16 protein-coding genes are annotated in these 19,067 nt (G+C 46.3%); 6 read left to right on the top strand and 10 right to left on the bottom strand.

What is annotated here, in order from left to right; translation table 11 throughout:
• Positions 1-385 precede the first annotated feature (385 nt).
• From BK127_RS20685 to BK127_RS20670, 4 genes are all read left to right on the top strand, one after another.
• Positions 386-1,048 carry a serine/threonine protein kinase gene (locus BK127_RS20685; RefSeq protein ID WP_083689438.1) on the top strand — a complete coding sequence of 221 codons (663 nt, stop codon included), beginning with the start codon at positions 386-388 and terminating at the stop codon, positions 1,046-1,048.
• 32 nt (positions 1,049-1,080) lie between these two features.
• The gene (locus tag BK127_RS20680) at positions 1,081-2,196 is read left to right on the top strand and encodes a LuxR C-terminal-related transcriptional regulator (RefSeq protein WP_179097552.1); all 1,116 of its coding nucleotides are present in this window, start codon (positions 1,081-1,083) and stop codon (positions 2,194-2,196) included.
• Positions 2,197-2,645: 449 nt separating this feature from the next.
• Positions 2,646-4,871 carry a ribonucleoside-diphosphate reductase subunit alpha gene (locus BK127_RS20675; protein WP_076233402.1) on the top strand — a complete coding sequence of 742 codons (2,226 nt, stop codon included), beginning with the start codon at positions 2,646-2,648 and terminating at the stop codon, positions 4,869-4,871.
• A 436-nt stretch (positions 4,872-5,307) separates the two neighbouring features.
• Positions 5,308-6,345 carry a ribonucleotide-diphosphate reductase subunit beta gene (locus BK127_RS20670; protein ID WP_076233401.1) on the top strand — a complete coding sequence of 346 codons (1,038 nt, stop codon included), beginning with the start codon at positions 5,308-5,310 and terminating at the stop codon, positions 6,343-6,345.
• A 137-nt stretch (positions 6,346-6,482) separates the two neighbouring features.
• Here BK127_RS20670 and BK127_RS20665 read toward each other — a convergent pair whose 3' ends face one another.
• From BK127_RS20665 to BK127_RS20650, 4 genes are all read right to left on the bottom strand, one after another.
• On the bottom strand, positions 6,483-7,301 hold the full coding sequence (locus BK127_RS20665; RefSeq protein ID WP_076233400.1) for an ABC transporter ATP-binding protein: 819 nt from the start codon (positions 7,299-7,301) through the stop codon (positions 6,483-6,485).
• Positions 7,302-7,400: 99 nt separating this feature from the next.
• Entirely contained in the window at positions 7,401-8,447 is a 1,047-nt protein-coding gene (locus BK127_RS20660) for a FecCD family ABC transporter permease (RefSeq protein ID WP_076233399.1), read from the bottom strand.
• Positions 8,444-9,448 (bottom strand): FecCD family ABC transporter permease, encoded by a 1,005-nt coding sequence (locus tag BK127_RS20655; RefSeq protein ID WP_076233398.1) that lies wholly within the window; start codon positions 9,446-9,448, stop codon positions 8,444-8,446. The genes BK127_RS20660 and BK127_RS20655 overlap by 4 nt, the downstream gene beginning before the upstream one ends.
• 123 nt (positions 9,449-9,571) lie before the next feature.
• Positions 9,572-10,591, bottom strand: a complete 1,020-nt coding sequence (locus BK127_RS20650) for an ABC transporter substrate-binding protein (protein WP_076233397.1) — start codon at positions 10,589-10,591, stop codon at positions 9,572-9,574.
• A gap of 161 nt (positions 10,592-10,752) precedes the next feature.
• Between BK127_RS20650 and BK127_RS20645 the strand changes: the two genes are divergently transcribed.
• Complete coding sequence (locus BK127_RS20645; protein WP_083689436.1) at positions 10,753-12,342, top strand: helix-turn-helix domain-containing protein; 1,590 nt, start codon at positions 10,753-10,755, stop codon at positions 12,340-12,342.
• A 111-nt stretch (positions 12,343-12,453) separates the two neighbouring features.
• Here the strand turns inward: BK127_RS20645 and BK127_RS20640 are convergent, their stop codons facing one another.
• Together BK127_RS20640 and BK127_RS20635 are read right to left on the bottom strand one after the other, a co-directional pair.
• Entirely contained in the window at positions 12,454-14,190 is a 1,737-nt protein-coding gene (locus BK127_RS20640) for a diguanylate cyclase (RefSeq protein ID WP_256711390.1), read from the bottom strand.
• A 36-nt stretch (positions 14,191-14,226) separates the two neighbouring features.
• Complete coding sequence (locus BK127_RS20635) at positions 14,227-14,601, bottom strand: response regulator (protein ID WP_076233395.1); 375 nt, start codon at positions 14,599-14,601, stop codon at positions 14,227-14,229.
• Between the two features lie 216 nt (positions 14,602-14,817).
• On the opposite strand from BK127_RS20635, the gene BK127_RS20630 reads away from it, so the two are divergent.
• Positions 14,818-15,201, top strand: a complete 384-nt coding sequence (locus BK127_RS20630) for a hypothetical protein (RefSeq protein ID WP_076233394.1) — start codon at positions 14,818-14,820, stop codon at positions 15,199-15,201.
• 44 nt (positions 15,202-15,245) lie between these two features.
• Here BK127_RS20630 and BK127_RS20625 read toward each other — a convergent pair whose 3' ends face one another.
• The 4 genes from BK127_RS20625 to hisC form a co-directional block, all read right to left on the bottom strand.
• On the bottom strand, positions 15,246-16,013 hold the full coding sequence (locus BK127_RS20625) for a LamB/YcsF family protein (protein ID WP_076233393.1): 768 nt from the start codon (positions 16,011-16,013) through the stop codon (positions 15,246-15,248).
• A gap of 147 nt (positions 16,014-16,160) precedes the next feature.
• Positions 16,161-16,448 carry a CD3324 family protein gene (locus BK127_RS20620; protein ID WP_076233392.1) on the bottom strand — a complete coding sequence of 96 codons (288 nt, stop codon included), beginning with the start codon at positions 16,446-16,448 and terminating at the stop codon, positions 16,161-16,163.
• Between the two features lie 562 nt (positions 16,449-17,010).
• Positions 17,011-17,799, bottom strand: coding sequence for an alpha/beta hydrolase (locus BK127_RS20615; protein WP_076233391.1), 789 nt, complete (start codon positions 17,797-17,799; stop codon positions 17,011-17,013).
• Positions 17,800-17,920: 121 nt separating this feature from the next.
• Positions 17,921-19,039: a histidinol-phosphate transaminase gene (gene hisC, locus BK127_RS20610; protein ID WP_076233390.1), complete on the bottom strand. Its 1,119-nt coding sequence runs from the start codon at positions 19,037-19,039 to the stop codon at positions 17,921-17,923.
• Positions 19,040-19,067 lie beyond the last annotated feature (28 nt).

Below are 19,067 nucleotides of genomic sequence, written 5' to 3'. Positions count from 1 at the left end.
CATATTACCCCAAAACCCTGCTTGTTCTTTTAAATGTAGCACATCCACGAGCTACAAACCAAATTTTTCACGTTAATGTCACACTTGAAGTCAGTTATGAGAATTCTCAATTTACAGGTGTCCATGAACCAAGAGGAGATGGAAGAAAGCAATGCTTTCATTTGCTTGTCTACTCACGTATGCTACTATAGAATGACTAACTAGATGGATAGTAAGGTGAATTCCAATATGTCTACTTTTGATCGACATACGAATACAAAATTAGTCGCTCAGCATGAGAAGTATATCATTTATCGAGGCTATGCCCCTACAAATAGTTCATATGTCCTCGTCAAAGCTCTTACATCTGCATCTTCTCATATAAACGATATTACGAAGCTGATCCATGAATACGAAATTTCCAAAGGTCTCTCTCATGAAGGTTTTTATCAAATCCATTAGCTTAGAAAAACAAGGCTCCGTCCTTGCTCTGACTATGGAAGATTTCGACAGTATCCCACTCACAACGTATCTTCAATCGAAACCTGTACCCCTTCAAGTGTTCTTTTCGATTGCCATTCGGCTAGGCAAAGCTCTCAACGAGCTTCATCATCATCAACTTGTTCACAAAGATATTCATCCCGGTAATATTTTGATAGATCCCACTACACTTAAAGTGAAAATTCACGGCTTTGGTCTCACCACCAGCCTTGCACTGGCTCATCAGGCATTTGAAGGAACATCCTCTTATATGTCGCCGGAACAAACAGGAAGAATGAATCGGACGGTAGATTATCGATCAGACCTGTATTCGCTTGGAATTACCTTGTACGAAATGCTATCAGGACGCGTTCCTTTTCAAGCTCTGGACCCGATTGAATGGATTCATGCTCATATCGCCAAAGAACCCATTCCAGTTGACACCTACAATAAAGAAATCCCTGCCCTTGTTTCCCAAATGATTATGAAGCTGACAGCCAAAAATATGGAAGAGCGGTATCAAAGTGCATATGGTCTATCGGCTGATCTGGAAGCTTGCTATAAGCAATGGTCAGAAACAGGCAGATGAAGCAGTGGGCAGAGGTTAATCCTTCCTACTACATGCATAAATATAAGCTGATAACCGCCGAAATGGCACGCATATCCGGTGATGAATCAACCTCAATAACCTTGTACCATGAATCGATCATGGCTGCCCGAGATTGCGGCTATATTCAGAACGAAGCTATTGCGAGTGAGCTTTTTGCCAAGCTGTATTTGGTCAAGGGAATCGATAAAGTGGCCCGGGTTTATATGACTGATGCGTATGAAGGCTATATCAGCTGGGGTGCACAGGTTAAAGCTCGCGACCTATTGAGCAAATATCCCGAGCTCTTACCTTCCGAGAGCACCTTTAACCGTGAGCTTGTCATGAATCGGACACCAGAAGTTAAAGAATCCTCCAATCCCATTGATTTGGCCAGCATCCTGAAGGCGGCACAATCCTTTTCCAATGAAATCAACCTAGAGCAGCTGCTGTTCAAACTTATGGGTATACTTATCGAAAATGCAGGCGCACAAAAGGGTTGTTTGCTGGTTTCCGAAGGAACGTCCCTGTTAGCCAAGGTTTACGTAGATGGAGGGAATAGCTTCCCCCCATTTTTGGAATCACTCCCCTTCGAACGTTGCGAGTATGTATCATCCCGTGTTGTAAGCTACGTAAGCCGAACTGAGCAAGTCGTTAGCATCGATGACGCACGGATGGATAAGCAATTCTCGGATGACAGGTATATCATCAAGCAGCAGCCCAAATCGATCCTTTGTTTTCCTATTTTGAAGCCTGACCATCCAGCGTTGATTCTGTATCTGGAAAATAACCTGACGACTCATGCATTTACAGCGGACAGGATTGATGTTTTACAAATGCTCTCATTTCAAGTTTATTTCGTGTTAACCCTGCTGCAATCCTATGGCAAAACAACGATTCCAATAGCGACGACTCATTCAGCCAAAATACCTGCCTCTCTTGTTGATCCGCTGACTAGCCGGGAGCTGGAAGTATTAAATCTAGTAGCTAAAGGGTTGTCCAACCTGGAAATAGGCGACCAATTGGGTGTTGTGGTGGGGACCGTCAAAAATCACATCCAAAATATATACAGTAAGCTGGAGGTTAACAAAAGAACGAAGGCTGTCTCCCAGGCAAGGGAATTGAAGCTATTGAATGAGGATCCTATGTAGCGATTAACGAAAAAGTCAACTAATCTATTAGACTCTTACAACGTGTAGGTCTATCCGCCTATTTTTTATTTGGCTGATTTTCGTGTCGATTTAGAACATCTCGCTTATTTATCCGTAATTGACCGATTATGGCGAAATACAGCCATTTATTATAAAGCCCAAACCTTTCAGGACTATTTTTCGAGAAAATTAAGAGATTGACACGACACCATATATTGAGGTAAATTCATTTTACGGCTTCAAAAGCAACTAGATCTTGTGTGATCCACTATCATATGTCATTTGTTTTGTCAATGTGTTTTGCACAAACTTTTTAACCTCCATGCATGCAGCTGATGACTGGCATGTGCCTGTTTTGTCAACAGGACAACATGCTTTTTCCTTGTCTAAAAAAGGACACCGTATCTGATTTCATCTTATTTTTGTTCAATGAAGGAGTAGATAGCACGATGATTATTGTCAAAAGAGATGGCACCAAAGAAGAACTGGTATTTTCCAAAATGAAAAAGGTTATCGATTTCGCCAGTGAAACGTATCCGGATTGCGATCCGCTAGAGCTGGAAACCGCTTTGCTGCCTCTGTTCCGCAATGGAATCACCACCCAAGAAATTCAACGACTGCTGATTCAAGTTGCTGTGGAAAAAACAAGCGTGGAGCAGCCGACATGGCAGTATGTTGCCGCCAAGCTGCTTGCTTATGATTTATATAAAGAAGCTCGTCTTAACCGCAAGTATGGACATTTCGGCTATGGCGATTTGTACTCGCTGATTACATATTTAACCGACATGGGCTTGTATGGAAAATACATTCTCGAGCATTACTCCCGTGAAGAAATTCAAGAGCTTGGAACATATATCAAGCCTGAACGCGATTATTTGTTAAATTATATCGGACTCAAAACATTGGCAGACCGTTACCTCATTCGAGGCCTTGACAAGGAAGTACTGGAGCTGCCACAGGAGCTGTTCATGGGAGTTGCGATGCATCTGGCCATGAAGGAAACGGACAAGCTCAAATGGGCAAAGCAGTTCTACGATGTGCTGAGCAAGCTCGAAATGACGGTTGCAACACCAACACTCGCTAATGCGAGGAAGCCGCTTCACCAGTTGTCCAGCTGCTTTATTGACACGGTGCCGGACAATCTGTGGGGAATTTACAACGTGGATCAAAGCTTCGCACAGGTGTCCAAGCATGGCGGCGGCATGGGTATCTATGTTGGTAAAGTCCGCAGCAAGGGCTCCAATATCCGCGGATACAAGGGCGTCGCTGGCGGCGTTATTCCATGGATCAAAAACTACAATAACACCGCTATTGCAGTTGACCAGTTAGGCGTACGCTCCGGTGCTGTCGCCGTCTACCTTGACGTATGGCACAAGGACGTTCTGGACTTCCTGAACCTGAAAACCAACAACGGCGACGATCGGATGAAAGCACATGATATTTTCCCTGGCATTTGTATTCCTGATCTGTTCATGAAAACCGTTCAGGAACGTGGTAATTGGTACTTGCTGGATCCTCACGAGGTTCGCAAGGTCAAGGGTTACTCCATTGAAGACAGCTGGGGTGAAGAATGGGAGCGTCGTTATCAAGAGTGCGTCAACGATGATAAGATCTCCAAGGACGAAATTCCGGCAATCGATATCATGAAGCGTATTTTGACGAGCGCATTCGAGACTGGCACACCGTTCCTGTTCTTCCGTGATACCGTTAACCGTGCCAACCCGAACAAGCATGCCGGCATGATCTACTGCTCCAATCTGTGCACCGAAATCTGCCAGAACATGAGCCCGACCGAATTGCTGCAAACCCAGCATGAAGATGGCATCATTACCAATCAAGTCAAAAGCGGCGATTTTGTTGTATGTAACCTGTCTTCACTTAACCTGGGCCGTGCCTACACAAAGGAAGATATCGAGCGTGTCGTGACTACCCAAATGCGGATGATGGACAATGTTATCGACTTGAATTACTACCCGATCCCGCAAGCTGAAATTACGAACAAAAAATACCGTGCTGTCGGTCTCGGCTCTAGCGGCTATCACCAAATGCTCGCTCAGCTCAAAATCCAGTGGGAATCCGATGATCACGTCGCCAAAGCGGATGAGGTTTATGAATGGATGAACTATTACGCTGTCAAAGCCTCCATGGAAATCGCCAAGGAAAAAGGCGCCTTCAAAGCATTCGAAGGCAGTGAATGGCAAACTGGCGCTTACTTCGATTCCCGCGGCTACAACAGTCCTGAATGGCTGGAGCTGAAGGAACAGGTTGCCCAATACGGCGTACGTAACGGTTGGATGTTCGCTATCGCACCAACAGCATCCACGTCTTTGATCGCCGGTTCCACTGCTGGTATCGACCCGATCTTCAATAAATTTTTCGTTGAAGAGAAAAAGAACGCCGTTATCCCACAAACGGCACCTAACCTTAACGCCGAAACCATGTGGTATTACAAAGAAGCCCACTTGATCGATCAGCTGTGGAGCATCAAAGCCGCTGGCGTTCGTCAGCGCCATATTGATCAGGCGCAGTCGTTCAATCTCTACATCACTCCTGAGCTATCCGCGAAGGAATTCCTGGAGCTGTATATGGCCGCCTGGGAAAACGGCCTGAAAACCGTTTACTACGTCCGCAACAAAAGCTTGGAAGTCGAAGATTGCGTAAGCTGCTCCGCTTAAAAATAATAGTAATCAGCAGCAATTGGGATATCTTATAGGTATGTCTTGCTCTGGATCTTGCAGCAGCGAAGCGAACTGCTTGCTCTTGGCTCTTGATCTCGCAGCAGCGAAGCGAACTGCTCAGCCCTTGACCTTAAGCCTTAAGCTTGTCATCTCGTATCTCTTGACCTGCACCAACCGTAGAGCGTGTATCCCCAAAGGGGTACGAAAGCGAGGATACCACCAACCTTACCGCTCCAACCATCACAGCACTACAGTTAAGCGTGTGACCCGCAGGTGGGACTTGGACTCTGGCGCAAGACAGAGCCTAAGTCCCACCTGCGGGTCACGAACGCGAGTATAACACACAATAGAAACTCTCCCGTCAGAGGGGGTCCAGGGGGCAGCGCCCCTTGGGGTCCCCCTCCCAGGGGGATTTAGGGGGTAGGCATCCACTTTGGATCTCAAAAAAAAGAAACTTTTCAACGAACACGGCGACCGTGATTGGGGCAAGCGCCGAATGATTGGCGGTAATACCACGAACCTGATCGAGCTCAATAATGTTAAATACGATTGGGCTACCAAGATGTACCGCAACATGATGAATAACTTTTGGATTCCCGAGGAAATTCCTTTGGCCCAGGACGCCAAGGACTATAAATTTCTTTCACCGCATGAGCGCCAAGGATATGATAAGATCATCAGCTTCCTGATTTTCCTGGACTCCCTGCAAACCTCCAATTTGCCTAACATTAATGAGTACATTACCGCTCCAGAGGTTAATTTGTGCCTAACCGTTCAGACCTTCCAGGAGGCGGTACATAGCCAAAGCTACTCCTACATCTTGGACAGCGTTTGCTCGGCAGAGGTTCGCGATGATATTTACAACCAGTGGCGGGAAGACAAGCATTTATTGCGCCGTAATCGTTTTATCACCGACCTGTATGAGAAGTTTATCGACGATTCTTCAACAGTGAACTTGCTGCGTGCAATCATGGCTAACTATATTTTGGAGGGCATCTATTTTTACAGCGGCTTCAGCTTCTTCTATTCGCTGGGTCGTCAAGGTAAAATGCTCGGTACCGTATCCGAAATCAAATATATTCAACGTGATGAGTTAACCCATTTGGCTTTGTTCCAGAACATTTTCCGGGAAATCCGCAAGGAAAATCCAGAAATCTTCACGAACGAATTGATTGAGGATTTGCGTCAAATGATGAAAACCGCCGTTGAGCACGAAATCGAATGGGGTCAATATATTACTAATGATATGATGAATGGTCTGAGCAATGAGATTATTGATCAATATATCAAATATTTATCCAATGAGCGCCTGAAGATGCTCGGACTGGAAATCCTTTATCCTGAGGTTGTTGAGCATCCGATGAAATGGGTCGAAAACTTCAGCAATATGAACAGCATGAAGACCGACTTCTTCGAGCAAAAGGTAACCAATTACAGCAAATCTTCCAGCCTGAACTGGGATGATTTGTAAGAAAACTACGAAGCTCCTCCTAACTAGGACAGAACACCTAACAAGAAGACCCGCGCGGCCAACGATGGCTGTCACGGGTCTTCTTGTTATCTTGATGGATCTTTTTTTCGGTCTCCTACAATATCATTTAACTCCTTTTAAGTTCTTTCTCCTTCCCCTGGTAAGAACACATATCTGCCTTTTCCATGTGGAATACATACCGGTGTTCCAAAGAGCAGATCGCGTCCGATTTCGCACTCCATTCGGAATACATCACGAATCATTGCCTTGGTCACAATGTCCTCTGGGAACCCCTGTGAATGAATTCCCTGATTGTGAACGGCGATCATATGATGGGCATAGCGGCAGGCAAGGTTCAGATCATGCAATACCATCACAATGGTCCTCTGCTCATGCTGATTCAAATCGTACAATAAATCCAGAATCTCAACCTGATGAGACAAATCGAGATACGTGGTCGGCTCATCCAGCAGCAGTGTTTCCGTATCCTGGGCGAGCGTCATCGCAATCCAGGCACGCTGCCGTTGTCCTCCCGAGAGTGAATCGACAGCTCGTTCCGCTAATGCCTCCAGATGTGTCGATACAAGGGCAGCGCGAACCTTGCGCTCATCCTCTTCAGACCATTGCTCGAATAAACCCTGATAAGGATAACGGCCTAACTTAACGAGCTGAAGGACTGTTAATCCTTCTGGTAGCACGGGCCCTTGTGGCAGTACCGCCATTTGGCGGGCAACTTCCTTGGTAGAAATGCGCGCAATATCATGACCATTCAAGAGAACAGAACCGTGATTGGGCTTAAGCAAACGGGCAAAGGAACGCAGCAAGGTCGACTTTCCACAACCATTACTGCCGATGAGCACAGTGATTTTCCCTTTAGGGATATGTAAATCCAAGTGCTCAATAATCTTCGTATCCCCATAGGATAAAGACAGGCTTTGAGCCGATAATATGTTCAATTTGCTGAGACCTCCTTAAAGTTTTGTGCAGCAAAACTAGCTCCGTAAGCATGAACTTTAAGTTTTGCGCAGCAAAACTAGCTTCGTAAGTGTAATCTTTTAATTTTTTTTCGCTTTTATCAACAAATAGAGGAACACAGGAGCTCCGAGCACAGCGGTAAATACACCAGCCGGGATATCGCGAGGCGGTAGCACCATGCGGCCAATCAGGTCGGCAGTGACCAATATAATAGCTCCGACAATCGCCGAGCACAACAGCAGCGCACCATGTGAGCCTCCAACCAGTCTGCGTGAAATGTGGGGTGCCATTAGCCCGACGAAGCCGATGCCCCCAACAAAGGCGACAGCGGACCCCGCCAGTGCAGCTGCGGTTGCAATCAACCCCAGACGCTGAAGCTGAATGCGCGCACCCAATGTAACAGGCAGCTCATCACCGAGTACTTGAATATTCAATCGACGAACAAGCAGAATCAAGATCGGAATACATACGAGCAGCCATGGCGTAAACTGATGAATTTCTTTCCAACTGGCTCCATATATAGTACCGATAATCCAAATATGCGCTTTACTCGCTACAATAATCGTACTAAATATGATGAACAACGTTTTAAAAGCCTCGAGCAGCGCGGATACTCCCATCCCTACAAGAATCATTCGCAGCGGAGAAACACCTTTCTTCCAGGCGGCAAAATAAATAAAGCCCGCTACCCCAGCAGCACCTGCAAAAGCAAAAACAGGCATCCAGGCAATACTCAGACTTTGGTTAAATAACGCCAGGTACAGCACAGCCATCATAGCAGCACCACTCGTCACTCCGATGATGTCTGGAGAGGCAAGCGGATTACGGATCACACCCTGTAGAATCGTGCCCGATAAAGCCAAGGCCATGCCGGCAAGGCAAGCGAGCAGCAGGCGCGGTATTCGGAAATTCCAGATCACGTTCGCTTCCATCGATTTACTTACGTTATCGTCGAATAGAACCTGAAGCGTGCGCATTGGCGATATGTAGAGAGTACCAACACCGATGCTGACCAAAGCAAGCACAACGAGTAGTAACAAGAGCCCAAGCAGCGTCCAGCCTGCCTTCTTTTCGAATAAAATGGAAATCCGCAATCTGCTGAAGCGAATCGTCTTGTAACGGTTCATGACTTCAACAGCTCCTTTCTTGCCAAATAGATGAAAAATGGCGCGCCGACAATAGCCGTCATAACCCCGACGGGAACCTCTTTGGGAAATGCAACAAAGCGGGCACTTATATCTGCCGTCACCAGCAGGATGGCACCAAATAAACCACAATAAGGAATCACCCATCGGTAGTCTCTTCCAACCACACCGCGTACGATATGTGGGATGACAAGACCAACGAAGCCGATAGGGCCTGCAATAGACACGGATCCTCCTGCCAGCAGCACCACAATGAGCAAGGAAATCATTTTCAATCTGAATGTGTTTTGCCCCAAACCTTTGGCTACATCCTCACCCACCGATATCACATTCATGGCCTTACCTAAAAGCAGTGCACTACCAAGTCCGATAACAAAAAAAGGCAGCACAGGCCTTATATGTTCGATTTTGCGTCCATCGACTGAACCTGCCAGCCAAAACAATACACTATCCAGCGTGCTTTCATCTGTCACAAGCACCGAGGCCGTAAAAGAAGCAAATAATGCGGCTATCGTCGCCCCCGCCAAAGTTAGCTTAAGTGGTGTTAACCCTTCTCGCCCAACTGAACTGATCAAATAGACGAATATGGCTGCAACTGCAGCCCCCGCAAAGGAAAACCAGATCATTTCACTTTGTGCAGAAATAGACAGCAGCGCAACCCCAGCTACAATGAAAAAACCTGCACCTGAATTTACCCCGAGGATTCCCGGAGATGCCATCGGATTACGGGTGAGTGCCTGCATCAAGGCTCCTGATATCGCCAAAGCTGAACCGACAAGCACAGCGACAAGCGCCCTTGGCAGACGCAGCTCCCGAATGATAATATGCACATTCGAGCCATCAAAAGCCATATAGGCATGAAATACGGAGGTCCAGCTCGTATTCGTATATCCGTAAACATTGCTAGCCAAAAATAAACCAGCCAAAATGAGCAAACTAAATAAAAAACCGATAACCCTGGACAGCGTATTTCGCAATATCATATCTCAAACCCCTTCGGCAGCCTATATAACATGCGTTGTATCTTGTACCCATTATCCGTCCATAAGCACAAGCAAACCCGCATGTGGAAGTGAACTCCAACATGCAGGGCAGTATGAACAGACTTATTTAATTAAATATTTGGTTAACTCATCCAGCAGCAGATTGGCTGAAATGATCCCGCCAGAGGAGTTCCAGATACCGTCATTCACTTTATGTGCATTTCCTTTTTTAACGACATCAAGGTTTTTCCATAATGTTTCCTGCTGCCATTCCTTCTCAGCCTTTGTCGTTTCGCCCTTATCATCCTCCAGGGTGAAGTAAAACAGAATATCACCTTCCAAATCGGGTATCCGTTCCTTGCCGATAATATCAGCAAACGTGTCCTTATCCTGAGCGGCTGGACGCTTCAGTCCAATTTTCTGAATAATACCGCCAGCAAATGTATCCTTATAATAGATGCGAACCTTATCTCCCAAATAGAAACGCACCAACGAGATTTTCGTATTGATCCTGTCACCCAGCTTGGACTGAAGTTCCTTGATCCTCTTTTCGTAATCAGCTATTTTTTGCTCGCCTTCGGCCTTCTTGTTCAGCGCTTCCGAATATACTTTAAAGTTGATCAGCATATCAGAATTGGTACGTTCGGAAAATACAGTTGGCGCAATGCTGGATAATTGATCATATATTTTTTCCTGGCGCAGCTTAATACCAATAATAAGATCGGGCTTTAATGCAGCGATAGCTTCAAGATTCGGCTGATTCTCATCACCGACAATTTGCACGCCCTCCAGCTTGCTTTTCAAATGATCATACATCGGAGCAACGCCCCATGCCTTAACCATACCAACTGGCTTAAAACCGAGCTCAAGCGCAGCCTCCACGGCATCGTTACCAAGCACAACAACCCGCTTTGGAGTGCCTTTGATCTTGGTCTCACCCATTGCATGCTTAACCGTGTATTCCGTTTTTACATCTTCCACAGGTTTGGTGGATGGTGCCGATTGTGCAGCAGCTTGCGTCGGAGCCTTAGGTTCTGCAGCAGGCTGCGTATGGGTTGCTGTACCTCCGCATGCTGACAGAATAAGCGTTACGGTAAGCAGCAATAAGGCTATGATCGAAATTTTGTTTCTTTTTCCAGTCATGCTTGTCTCTCTCCCTTTTACTTTGATAATGATTCTTGTTATCATTGAATAGCATATAGGATGCTGTAATAATCGTCCATGCCCTGTAGTATCCGTTTTGTTACACTATTCTACCTTCAGCATCGATACAAAATGAGAGGTAAGGAAAGGATTTGACGGCTATGCCCTCTCGACCATTACATGCAAGACCCCATACCCTGTACCTGCTCTCATCTATTCGCAGATTCCGGCGACATAACCCTTTCACGATCCCTCTCAGGACTGTTCCCATACCTGTGCTCTGTTTAATTAGCAAAGGAACAGGTGTGGTGCATATCAACGATATGATGCATCGAATCGAACCCCTTCAATGGTTATTCCTGAACCATGGCATGACGATCGAAGCGACCTTTCACTCCAAGGATATCGAATACTTTATGATAATCATGAATCCGATCACGATTACGAGGCGGAAAAGCGAGTGGCAGGCTGCCAGAAATAGCGGAGTCCCCCCGCTGCCTCCTGGTCTCGTATCTATCAGTGATGGCGGACAAGTATTTGAATGCGTCCAGCAGTTGTATGATTCAAGTCAGTCCAAGGATTGTACAAGCCAAGCGCAGCTCAAGCTCGATTTGCAATTTCAGGAGCTGCTCGGTTTCATCATGCGCAATTCGGACAGTCAGCAGCGTACGGCGTCTCTGCATAGTGGAATCGATCACAGCATCGACTATATGAACAAGCATTTTCAAGATAAAATAAGCAGGGAAACTTTATCCAAAATAGCGCAGCTTACGCCGAATGCATTTTGCCGCAGCTTCAAAAAAGTGACAGGCACCTCGCCGACCGATTATTTAAATCGCATACGGATTCAGCAAGCTAAAGAGAAATTAGGTCCTGATTGTTCTGTAAAGGAAGTCGCCGCTGCGGTCGGTTATGGCAGTGAATATTATTTCAGCCGTATTTTTAAAGAAACTGTCGGCCTTTCACCAAGCCTCTTTATCAAAAGAGAACGACTACGGGTCGCTACTGCCTCTCGTGTATTCTTTCAGGATAACTTGTCCTCCATCGGGATGAACGCCGTCGCATCAGTCGACTGCTACAGGTATCCAGGTATGGATGAAGCCGAATACAATCGACGAATGGCATCTCAGATGGAGCAGCTGCGGCTGGCGAAGCCTGACTTGATTATCGCTGATTATTTTCACACGTCACTCTATGATGCTTTGAAGGAATTCGCCCCAACTGTTATTATTAAGCATCATCTGGATTGGCGAGTCGCTCATATGAACATTGCTGAGCTTGTCGGACGTGAACAAGAAGCCGTTCAAACCTTCAATCAATTGGATGAACGGGTGATGGATGTCCGTCGACTGTTACAGGCATCAACCCTTCAGACCAGTGTCACTATTCTCCAGATTGTGAGTACAAGCATTCGCATTCAAGGTACGGTTCATCACCCTTTGAATGACTTATTATACAAGGCTCTCGGTATGAACCCCGGGGATGCCGTACCGCGTAATAAAATGAGAGAGGAATGCTCGGTCGATGAGCTTCCTGCGCCGCAGACGGATCATCTGTTTATTATCAAGCAGAACCATCATCCGCAGGTTGAGGAGCTGTGGGACCAATTGCAGCAAGCTCCCTATTGGGAGTCAATTCGAGCGGTCATCCATCAGCAGGTTCATTTTGTTCAAAACTGGCTGTTAATGAGCTGGACACCCCAGGGAAGGAATCGAATCCTCGACGATATCATCCGTATTCTGGGACGGTAAAACCGCAACAAAACAAGCCGCGTTAACCACACTTGAAGAGTGGCTAACGCGGCTTGTTGATAACAGGGTGTCCTGTTTAGTTATCAAGTCTTTTGGATCGAACTTCACACTCTACCCAAGCTCCAACAGCTGCTTGACCTTGACCTCCAGCTCTACCATGGAAAAGGGCTTGTGCATATACGTATCGACACCCAGCTCAAGTCCTCTTGTCAAATCCTCCTCGCGGCTGCGTCCTGACAGCATCAGTATCCGTACTTCTTCCGACTTGCTGGACTCTTCCTTCATTCGTTCCAGCATTTCGAAGCCGTCCAGCCTAGGCATCAATCCATCCAGTATACACAAGTCGATTTGTTGACTTTTCAATATGGAATAAGCTTCCTCACCATCGACCGCCTCAACAAAGGTAACAGGAAGGTGCTTCAGCTTGGATACAAGAATAGAACGGAGAATACGATCGTCATCGGCGATTAATATCGACTTTTTACGTTCCTGGACCGTAACCGTTCCCGCTATCTCAGCAGCAGACATACCTTGGGAATAGAGCAATGCTCCGTTGCGTCCATTTTGCTTGGCCGTGTACATCGCATCATCGGATTTTCTGATCCACTCCTCCACCGTCATCCCATTTGACCATTCGCAGACCCCCGCGGAAAAGGTAATATGGATGGCTTGCCCTTCATTCTGGGCTACAGGCCCACTCCTGGCATGCTCCAATATGGATTCAACTACTTTCAACGTTTGTGGACCCGACATTCCAGGGAAAATAATGACAAACTCTTCTCCCCCGAACCTTGCCAGCACATCGGTCGCTCTTAAGTGATTTTGCAATAAATGCGCCAACCCTTGCAGAACGAGATCGCCAATATGATGTCCATACGTATCATTGATCGATTTGAAGCGATCGATATCGATAAATACGAGAGACATCGGTGACGGATAACGTTCGATGCGTTGAAGCTCAACCTTAACCTGATGGTCAAAATAACGTCGGTTATATACGCCCGTCAATGGATCACGAAAAGCCATCTGTTCAAAATCCTTGGTCCGCTTCAGCAAACTGTACACACGGGCACTTAATTCTTCATATTGAAATGGCTTCGTAATAAAATCATCCGCACCCAAATAAAAGCAGCGAACTTTGTCATGAATATGATCACGCCCCGAAAGAACAACCAACGAAATCCATTTGAGCGTTGGATCTTCTTTTACAAACTCGAACAGCTCATAGCCAGATTGTGGGTGCATCATCAAATCCAGCAATATTAGATCATAGGTGAATTCCCTCAGTAATTTTTGCGCTTCTGCCACATCTCTGCCCTCATCAACCTCATAACCTTCGAGCTTAAAGCGACGGACCAAATAGGAGCGCAGCACATCGTCATCATCGATGACAAGCAATCTGCTTCCCAAGGCCATCATCGGCGCGCGCTTACTCATCTGCTCCTGATGCTCATCCAGGTCAAGCTCCTGCTCATAAATATCGAGCTCCATCGACAGCTGCTGCATCAAGTTTGTACTCCCTGCAAGCGATGTTTGAAACTCATTCTTAATCAAATTATCCTGAATGACTGAAAGCTCTAAATCCTGGGCCCACTCCCAATGACGAACGAGTTTTTCGGCAATAGCCCCAATGCGTATAAAACCAAACATCGGTGCGCTTCCCTTAAGCGTGTGGACAAGCCGATACAACTTCAGAGCAATATCCAGGTTCATATCCGCTTCCTGTATCATACTCAGTTCACTGAGTTGAGCCAGCTGCTTGCGTAGTTCTCCTATATATTTTTTCCGGCCTTCCTTCATCAGCTTTTCTTCTCTACGAATACGTTCCTCAGGTGTCGTTTGCCGCAAAACTTTTCACATCCAGTCATTATTTATATTCTTGAATTAGCTTTCAATTAATTGCTGAACCGTATCTGCCAGCTGCAGCGGGCTGAAGGGCTTGACGATATAAGTGCTCACCCCGGCAGTACGTGCCCGATCACGATCCTTCTCCAGCGCCTTCGCTGTTAATAGAATCACCGGTGACTGCTGATTCGGGTTGTCATGATTGCGAAGCCACTCACAAACCTCTACACCCGTAAGTTCCGGCATCATATAATCGAGAATGATCAGATCATATTTGTTGCTTTTTATGTAGTCCAGGGCTTCTTTACCGTCCTCTGCCTCTGTAATATTGTAACCTTCGTCGGCGAGAGTTTCGGTTAATAAAAAGCGCAGCGCCATTTCATCATCAGCCAATAAAATGTTATAATTGGACATTAACTTGATTCTCCCTATTTAAGTTTAAACTGAACTGACATTAAGCTGTATTATAGCATTGTTTTACATTTATATGTAAAAAATTTGAGTAGTGAAATTATAGGTAATAAGGCTTATTTTTAAGTCATAAGAACTATGTTATTGTATGAAATATGACCTTTATTATTGAAATTATTATTCAGTTAGATCGTTAGAACTACCACAGGAGTTGAGCATATGGATAATATTGACTACGTTGTAAAAAAAGTATCTACCTGTATCACATTTGGCCAACCAGTCTCCTCAGGATCGGTTATGAGCCAACGCTTATCGGACCCTCGTATATCGATTTCAGCCTATTATATGTCTATGAAAATGATAAATGAAGCCGAGCATTATTACCATGAAGTTTGGCTAAAAAAGGAAGGTCTCTTCGCGATCACGGAAGCCTGGTATAAAGACTCCAGTGTATCACGCAAGCTTCTCCATGACAACCTTACCTTTGAGCAGCTCAAGGGGCATTTTGGTGAAGAAGAAGCGAACTCTGTCGTGCTGCGAATGACCGAGATTATAAAGAAATCTGAAAGGGATGACTGGCGTCCTCAATCCAGAAGAAGTTAAGCATTCATCACGCTTCGTTCTTTTCGATGCAAGAGCCGTTGCACTCACCCGCGCATTCCAGCAGCGGCTTGGAGTGTAACCCCCTCCTGCACCAAGCGACTGGAAATCAGCTCTGCAAACATCAGGGCATTGGGCGTGTCTCCATGGATACACAGGGTATCCGCCCTCAAGGATATACTTCCCTTGTCAGTAACCACCTTACCTTCCTTAATCAGCCCGATAGCCTGGCTAATCGCTTGCTCTGGTTCTTCTATTACTGCATTCGGTTCAGATCGAGGAGTCAGCGTACCATCAGCACGATATGTACGATCGACAAAAGCCTCCTCAGCGACACGCAGCCCCATCTTCCGGCCTGCCTGGATCAGTTCACTGCCCGCAAGACCGAATAAGATCAATCTCGAATCGATACGATAAACCGCTTCGGCTATCGCCACGGATAATTCAGCGTCTACCGCAGCCATATTGTACAAAGCACCATGCGGCTTCACATGCTGCAGAACAGCACCCTCCGCGAGTACAAATCCCATTAAGGCACCAACCTGGTAAACCACCATCTCATAGGCTTCATCTACAGTGATCTGCAGCTTCCGTCTTCCAAAACCTGCAAGATCGGGCAGTCCTGGATGAGCGCCAACCGCAACTCCATGCTTGAGACAGAGACGAACCGTCCGACGCATGATAGCAGGATCACCCGCATGATAGCCGCAGGCAATATTAGCCGAAGTGATATACTTCATTAGCAGCTCATCACGATCAACCAAGTAAGAACCAAAGCTTTCCCCCATATCACAGTTCAAATCCACACTTGGCATTTAAGCTCTTCCTTTCTTATACACAGCATGCTCGTACATGGCTGTAAAATGAAAAAAAGCCCTTCGGCTTTTTTCATAGTCATCTTTTCAATTGCTTATATGGAGACCGACTGTGAAGCAGCCGCATCAGCTGAGCCTATAATCCAGCTAGTGCTGACGGGCAGTGGCACAGCGCGTTTTGACGATAATTTTACGAATGCTATCTTCAGATAAGTGATAAGTCTGAATGAGCTCCAGAACCGTTGAACCGTTCTCATACAGTCTGTATATCTCATGATTACGACGCTGAATCGTTTGGCGGGTACCGTTATTCTCGCCCCAACCAGCGCGTGTCTGTTCTTTTTTGGGAATGTAGATAATCTCGCCCTGAATGTAATCCTGCAGTTGCTTAAGCAGGCTAGGGGGAAGAAAATCTCTTCCGTTCTTGTAACCCATAGATGAAATCCTCCTTCCGTGCTTTCATTGCAAGCGCCGCCGAGAAAGAGATAAGCATTTTCATCTTCACACCTCCTAAAATTAGAAAAAAAAAACACGATCGCCGTATCGTGCCTGAGAGTCCAACTATGTCATGTTCCATGTCAACGACGTCAGGTAACGGTGGTGGAAAAAATGCTTATTCAGTTCAGCCCTACCTCTTTAATTGCTGTGCCCTCAAACATTGAATGCCACTCCCTTCGTCTTAGTTTTCATGAAACTTTTAATCGCATCTAACAACTGCCTATACAAACAAAATTATACATTATGTACGGTTGAAATGTCCACTCCCGTATCGAATGGAAACATATAAAGGGAGGCTATAAAGCCTCCCCGCCATTATGGCATCTCTGCTTACGCAGAGATCACCTCAGGTTGTAGAATCATTGTTCATGATCACTCCTTTCCTTGGTACGTTAGCGGGCCCGCTACAATATCTATTAACTCATATCAGCACGGTTCGCTCAAGTTAAAGAATAATTATAATTATTTGTTCCTGATTGATCATAAGGATACTTTGCTGTTAGAATCCCTGCTTGGCCAGCCAAATCGCGCAAGCATCCGTCCAGGCACGTACACCCACCTGTTCTTCAGCCAACCCTAATCCATGACGACCACTTTCATACACATGCAGCTCAAACGGTACTTTGTGGCGGCTGAGCGCCGAAGCAAACATCAGACTGTTTTCTACTGGAACGGCAGCATCATCAGCCGTATGCCATAAGAAGGTCGGAGGTGTCTGGTCGGTTACCTGATTTTCGCTCGACAATAGCTCCACAAGCTGTGGATCAGCTGGATCACCCAACAGATTATTGCGTGAGCCTGTATGCGGGTAAGCGATGAAGCTGATTACAGGATAGCACAATACGAGCAGATCCGGGCGGCAGCCTTCCCGCTCAATAGGGTCCTCAGCATCTGGCCGTCCACTGTCATAATGCGTCCCGCTGGCAGAAGCCAGATGGCCACCAGCAGAAAAACCGAGAATACCGACACGAGCGGAATCAATATTCCACTCCTTCGCCTTGCTGCGAACGATTCGAATCGCGCGCTGAGCATCGGATAACGGGTTCGGATGCTGGTAAGGAGCTACGCGATAATGTACAACAAATGCGGAAATACCTAGTGAATTGAGCCACAGCGCAATCGGCTCTCCCTCATGATCGGCTCTACGTGCATAACCCCCGCCAGGACATATGACGACCGCAGCCGTGGGTGCTCCTCCCTCCACGAGATAAGGAACCAGCGTTGGTAAATCCTCGGCCTCATTCCCTAATGCATTCGGTGTACCCTGTGGCCAAAGCAAAAGACTCATTTATATATCCTCCTTGTAGTGCGTGTTCAATAGTCCACTTTTCATCAACGAGATGGTTTCATAGGGGACTGTTCGAACAACCTTTTGCTTAGATCATACTATAATACTGAGAACGTTTACACTACTTTTTACTTATTTCCAGCATCGACTCTTGCAGCGCCGTAATCAAAAACTCATTATCCTCTTTGGTCCCCACTGTGATTCTCACATGCTGAGGAAGACCCCATAACCCACCATGACGCACAACCACACCTTTGGTTAACAGCAGCTCATAATATCGTTTACTTTCCGGACCAAGCTCTACCAGCACAAAATTGCTCATACTTTTGATAAAAGGCAGCCCAAGTGTTGCAAAAGCCGCATACAGCTGCTCTCGGCCGTCACTATTGAGCTGTTGCGATGCCTGCACATGCAAATCATCTGTGATAGCCGCAGCCGCTGCTGCTTGTGCCAACGCATTGACGTTGAAAGGTTCCTTGACCTTGAGAATGTGACCGATGATAGCCTCCGGTGCAGCACCATAGCCGATACGTAGACCAGCCAGACCATAAATTTTGGAAAAGGTTTGCAGGACCACAACCGGATAGCCCTCACGCACATAATCCAAGCCATCTGTATAGTCATCTGCTGTTGCAAAATGGCTATAAGCTGCATCAATTACAACTAGCACTCTTGGAGGCAGGGCTGCAAGCAGCTTTTCCATATCCCGCTTCGGTAAATAGGTGCCTGTCGGATTGTTAGGTGTACATATATAGAGGATCTTCGTTCGATCCGTTACTGCGGACAGCATCAGCTCAATGTTATACCCATAGTCCTGATTGAGCGGAACAGCGATCACTCCGGCATTCATCAAACGTGCGCCAAATTCGTATTCGGTAAATGACGGACTGGGTACGATGATTTCATCTTCCGGCTCCAGAAAAGCTTCTGAAATGAGCGAAATCAATTCATCCCCACCATTGGTGACTATGATTTGCCCCGATTGTAAATTTAATTTTGCAGCAATGGCAGCATTCACATCTTTGGCATCGGCGTCCGGGTAACGATGAATTTCAGCCATGAATTGCTGAACAGCCTGTATACCTTTGGGCGAAGCTCCCAGTGGATTTTCATTGGAAGCAAGCTTCACCACCTTCGTTAGTCCCAGCTCTCGCTGAACCTCCCATATCGGTTTGCCTGGTGTATAAGGCTTGATGCTTTGCAGCGCTTGACGCGGCTTAACCTGTGTTTTGATTGACATCCTATCAGCTCCTTACGCTTTATCACTA

It is taken from the genome of Paenibacillus sp. FSL H7-0331 (assembly GCF_001956045.1).
This window is presented reverse-complemented; position numbering and strand designations above follow the sequence as displayed.

Bases quoted from the DNA above. Each gene is read 5' to 3' on its own strand.
- BK127_RS20645 (WP_083689436.1), top strand. From the start codon at position 10,753: ATGCCCTCTCGACCATTACATGCAAGACCCCATACCCTGTACCTGCTC.
- BK127_RS20620 (WP_076233392.1), bottom strand. From the start codon at position 16,448: ATGGGTTACAAGAACGGAAGAGATTTTCTTCCCCCTAGCCTGCTTAAG.
- BK127_RS20615 (WP_076233391.1), bottom strand. From the start codon at position 17,799: ATGAGTCTTTTGCTTTGGCCACAGGGTACACCGAATGCATTAGGGAAT.
- BK127_RS20680 (WP_179097552.1), top strand. From the start codon at position 1,081: ATGCATAAATATAAGCTGATAACCGCCGAAATGGCACGCATATCCGGT.
- hisC (WP_076233390.1), bottom strand. From the start codon at position 19,039: ATGTCAATCAAAACACAGGTTAAGCCGCGTCAAGCGCTGCAAAGCATC.
- BK127_RS20630 (WP_076233394.1), top strand. From the start codon at position 14,818: ATGGATAATATTGACTACGTTGTAAAAAAAGTATCTACCTGTATCACA.
- BK127_RS20625 (WP_076233393.1), bottom strand. From the start codon at position 16,013: ATGCCAAGTGTGGATTTGAACTGTGATATGGGGGAAAGCTTTGGTTCT.
- BK127_RS20635 (WP_076233395.1), bottom strand. From the start codon at position 14,601: ATGTCCAATTATAACATTTTATTGGCTGATGATGAAATGGCGCTGCGC.
- BK127_RS20655 (WP_076233398.1), bottom strand. From the start codon at position 9,448: ATGATATTGCGAAATACGCTGTCCAGGGTTATCGGTTTTTTATTTAGT.
- BK127_RS20675 (WP_076233402.1), top strand. From the start codon at position 2,646: ATGATTATTGTCAAAAGAGATGGCACCAAAGAAGAACTGGTATTTTCC.
- BK127_RS20660 (WP_076233399.1), bottom strand. From the start codon at position 8,447: ATGAACCGTTACAAGACGATTCGCTTCAGCAGATTGCGGATTTCCATT.
- BK127_RS20650 (WP_076233397.1), bottom strand. From the start codon at position 10,591: ATGACTGGAAAAAGAAACAAAATTTCGATCATAGCCTTATTGCTGCTT.
- BK127_RS20685 (WP_083689438.1), top strand. From the start codon at position 386: ATGAATACGAAATTTCCAAAGGTCTCTCTCATGAAGGTTTTTATCAAA.